The organism is Ilyobacter sp. (genome assembly GCF_041583315.1).
In the GTDB taxonomy this organism is placed as follows: Bacteria; Fusobacteriota; Fusobacteriia; order Fusobacteriales; family Fusobacteriaceae; genus Ilyobacter.
The window spans coordinates 1-3,695 of sequence record NZ_JBFHGC010000289.1; the positions used below are offsets into that span (position 1 = coordinate 1).

The 3,695-nt window shown below is 34.6% G+C and carries 4 protein-coding genes; all 4 read right to left on the bottom strand.

Annotation, left to right across the window (positions count from 1 at the left end; all coding sequences use genetic code 11):
* A partial coding sequence (locus tag ABZA26_RS10040) for a methyltransferase domain-containing protein (RefSeq protein ID WP_372714388.1) occupies window positions 1-393 on the bottom strand: 393 nt, incomplete at its 3' end.
* A gap of 3 nt (window positions 394-396) precedes the next feature.
* Window positions 397-1,368, bottom strand: a complete 972-nt coding sequence (gene bioB / locus ABZA26_RS10045; RefSeq protein WP_372714389.1) for a biotin synthase BioB — start codon at window positions 1,366-1,368, stop codon at window positions 397-399.
* Window positions 1,369-1,546: 178 nt separating this feature from the next.
* Entirely contained in the window at window positions 1,547-2,194 is a 648-nt protein-coding gene (locus ABZA26_RS10050) for a GntR family transcriptional regulator (RefSeq protein ID WP_372714390.1), read from the bottom strand.
* Window positions 2,195-2,433: 239 nt separating this feature from the next.
* Window positions 2,434-3,498: a M24 family metallopeptidase gene (locus ABZA26_RS10055; RefSeq protein WP_372714391.1), complete on the bottom strand. Its 1,065-nt coding sequence runs from the start codon at window positions 3,496-3,498 to the stop codon at window positions 2,434-2,436.
* Window positions 3,499-3,695 lie beyond the last annotated feature (197 nt).

Genomic DNA, 3,695 nt, shown 5'->3' on the forward strand with positions numbered 1-3,695 from the left:
AAGATGATTAAAAAGCCTGGCTTGATCATCTATCCATTGAAAGGTTGCATTGGAAAAAATTAAATCATATCTTTTCTCAGGATTATAACTTTCCACATCTTCAACTATAAAATTAAGATTGGGAGCTCCGTTTAATTTCTCCTTTGCTGTCTCAATCATTGCAGGAGAAATATCCAAAAGATCTATTTCAGAATTTGGAAATCTTTTCAATATTTTTTCAGAAAAAATACCAGTACCGCACCCTACTTCCAATATATTATATTTATTTTTGGAGCCATGTACAAAAATTTCCAATTTATCAGCCATGTGTCTTTGGACTTCAGCATAGGTGTCGTATGTTTTGGCCCCTCTGGAAAAATTTTGGCTTACTCTCTTCTTATCAATTATAGCCATTTTTTAACCCATCTCCCACATTTTCTTTACGTTTTCCATAAATAAAAAATCTTCTTCAGAAGTTCTTCCTTTTACTGTAAGATATCCCCCTACAAGCATTCCGTTGGCTCCACTCATAAAAGCCATTCCCATGAAATCTTTCAGAACTCCTTCTCTTCCGGCACCTATTTTTATAACCTTGTCCTTAAATATGATTCTGTATACTGCTATGGTTTTAAGTATCTCATCCATAGAAAGGTGTTCTCTATTCCCCAGAGGTGTCCCCTCTATAGGACTAAGAATATTCACAGGTATTCCGTCCACTTTTAATTCCTTTAGGGTGAAGGCCATATCTATCCTGTCCTCCCAGGTTTCTCCCATACCTATTATTCCACCGCTGCACACTTCCATACCTATTTTTTTGGCTGCTTTTATTGTGGCTAGCCTGTCGTCTATCTTGTGAGTCGTCGCCACTATTTTGTTGTAGGCATTTATAGAAGTCTGCATATTGCTGTGAAATCTAGTCACTCCTGCTTCTTTAAGTTCATTTAGCTCCTCTTCATTGAGAAGACCTATAGAACAACATATATTTGTAGTTATACCCTCTTTTTTAGCATCCTCTACAAACTCTTTTATACTATCATATTCTTCTGATCCTTTTTTTATACTTCTACCACTTGTAACAACTCCAAACTTAGTACTTCCTAGTTTTTCTGCTCTTTTATATTCAGACATTAATATGTCTTTTTCTTTCAAATCATAAGTAGTTAGGCTCGTTTTATAATGAGCAGACTGGGCACAAAACTTACAGTCCTCTTCACACTCACCTGATTTTGCATTGGATATTGTACAGGTATGGAGTGTGTTTCCACAATATTTTTCTCTTATCTCATTTGCTACAGAAAAAAGCTCCATTAATTTTGATCCTTTTATTTTACAAAGCTCTAAAGCTTCCTCTTTCGTTATTTCTCTATCAATAAAGTCTCTTATGTTCATTTATTCCTCCTCAAAAGTTTATCTGCCCACAAGGAAATTATAACATAAATATATTATTTTTGCTCTTCAAAAATAAATTCAAAATGAAGGAGTAACAGCTTTAATAAAAGCAATCACTCCTTCCTAATTTTAAATCTATATTTTTATAAAAAATATGGATACTTCTCAAATATTTGTTCTAAATTTCAGACATTATAAAGTTTTTAGACCTCTCCAAATGGATTTTGTTTATTTCCAGGGCTTTATTTATATCATTCTCTTTTATGGCATTCACAAGCTCTACATGATCGTCATAAGCCTGTTTTTTTCTGTCAAAATCCTCAATAGCCATTTTTCTGAATCTTCTCAAGTAGAGATTCATATTCTTTATAAGGTCTTCCACCCTTGACATCTTTGCAATACTGTATAGGGTGTTGTTAAACTTAGAAAACAGCTTAAATATATCATCGTTATTTTTATTCTCAGCCATCATTTTTTTTGTATCTTTTATTATATTTTCCAATTTCTTTATGTCTGACTGAGAGGCTTTTTTTATAACTTCTTCTAGGATTATCCCTTCTAGAGCAATCCTGATCTTATAGATCTCCTCTACATCCTCTTTTGTACAATTTTTTACTATTACTCCGCCTTTGCTGTGAGACTCTACATAACCTTCTAATTCCAACATTCTTATGGCTTCCCTCAATGGAGTTCTGCTTATCTGAAATTTTTCAGCATATTCTGTTTCAACAATTTTTTCTTCAGGAGATATTTCCCCGTCTATTATCATTTTTTTCAAAATTTCATATACACGCTCTCTCATGGGCTTGTTTTTCTGTATGATCATGGGTATCTCCTCTCATTTTAAAATAACCTTTTTTTATCCATTACAATAAGTTATTGTAATTTATAGATAATATTTTGTCAATTTAAATAAATTCAAAGGGAAAACCCATGCTCATAATAAAAAAATATAATGGACGATTTGGATGCTGCATTATATAAATGTACATTCTATTTTTATTATTTAATTTATAAAGCTCAGGACAATTATTTATCTTTTGAAATAATTCAATTTAAGAAACCCTAAAGTCTGACAAACTCCTTCGTTGTTTTATTCAAAACTTCGCATCCGTCTTTTTTTACAACTACGTCATCCTCTATCCTGACTCCTCCAAACCCCTCTATATATACACCCGGCTCTATGGTGACAACCATATTTTCCTCGAGAACCAGATCCTCCGCCTTATAAGATAGATAAGGATATTCATGGATCTCAAGCCCTATACCATGACCAAGTCCATGACCAAAGCAGTCTCCAAATCCTTTTTCGGTTATATAATCTCTGGCTATCTTATCTAGTTCTCTGGTTGTAATTCCTGCCTTCACAGCATCTATGGCTTTTTGCTGTGCTTCTTTTACAGTGTTGTATATTTCATAATGTCTTTCCGTAGGATTTTCTCCGAGATATACTGTCCTCGTCATATCAGATACATAGCCCTTATAAAAACATCCAAAATCAAACTTAACAAACCCCTCTTTCTCGAGTTTCTTTTCACTTGCAACTCCGTGTGGCATAGCCGACCTGTAGTTTGAAGCTATGATCGTATCAAAAGACGGCCCTTCAGCCCCTAGCTTTTTCATCTCATACTCTAGTTCTGTAGCCAGTCTTTCCTCTGAAATCCCTTCTTTTATAAGACTTTTTATATTTTCAAAGGCCTTGTCGGCTATCTTTACAGCTTCTTTTATAAGATCTATCTCTTTTTCGGTTTTTATCATTCTTACCTTCAAAAACCTATCCTCTATACCTGTATATTCCAGATTCCCGAAGTTCTTTTCAAAACTCCTGTACTGAGCCAGGGTCACACTTCCGTCCTCTATAGCCAGCTTCTTTATTCCGGCCTCTTTTATGAGGTCTCCCGCCTTACCTACAGGATCCCTGTCCTCTCTTATGAGCTGAAACCCATTAGGGACTACCTCTTTTTTTCCCTGCTCCTCATATCTGAAGTCTGTAAGGAAATATCTTTTATCCCCCAAGGCAAGGGCTACTCCTGTGGTTCCCGTAAATCCCGTAAAGTACCTCACATTTATCATATCCGTAATCAGTATCCCCTGGGCTCCCAGCTCTTCCATTATTTTATTCAGCTTCATATTTTTCTCCCTTCAATATTTTTTATAATTAATTAAGTTATTACATTAATGAATAAATTACTGAATTTCTCCGAAGTTGATGTTACTTTTCCTTGATGAAAAGTAACCAAAAATCAAGGCCTGTGAAAAATAAGCTAAATGCCCTTGGAAATCCAAGAAAAAATCAAAACTCGCTTCGCTCAGACAGTTGATTTTTA

Coding starts and splice junctions, on each gene's coding strand:
- ABZA26_RS10055 (WP_372714391.1), bottom strand. CDS start 3,498: ATGAAGCTGAATAAAATAATGGAAGAGCTGGGAGCCCAGGGGATACTG.
- ABZA26_RS10050 (WP_372714390.1), bottom strand. CDS start 2,194: ATGATCATACAGAAAAACAAGCCCATGAGAGAGCGTGTATATGAAATT.
- bioB (WP_372714389.1), bottom strand. CDS start 1,368: ATGAACATAAGAGACTTTATTGATAGAGAAATAACGAAAGAGGAAGCT.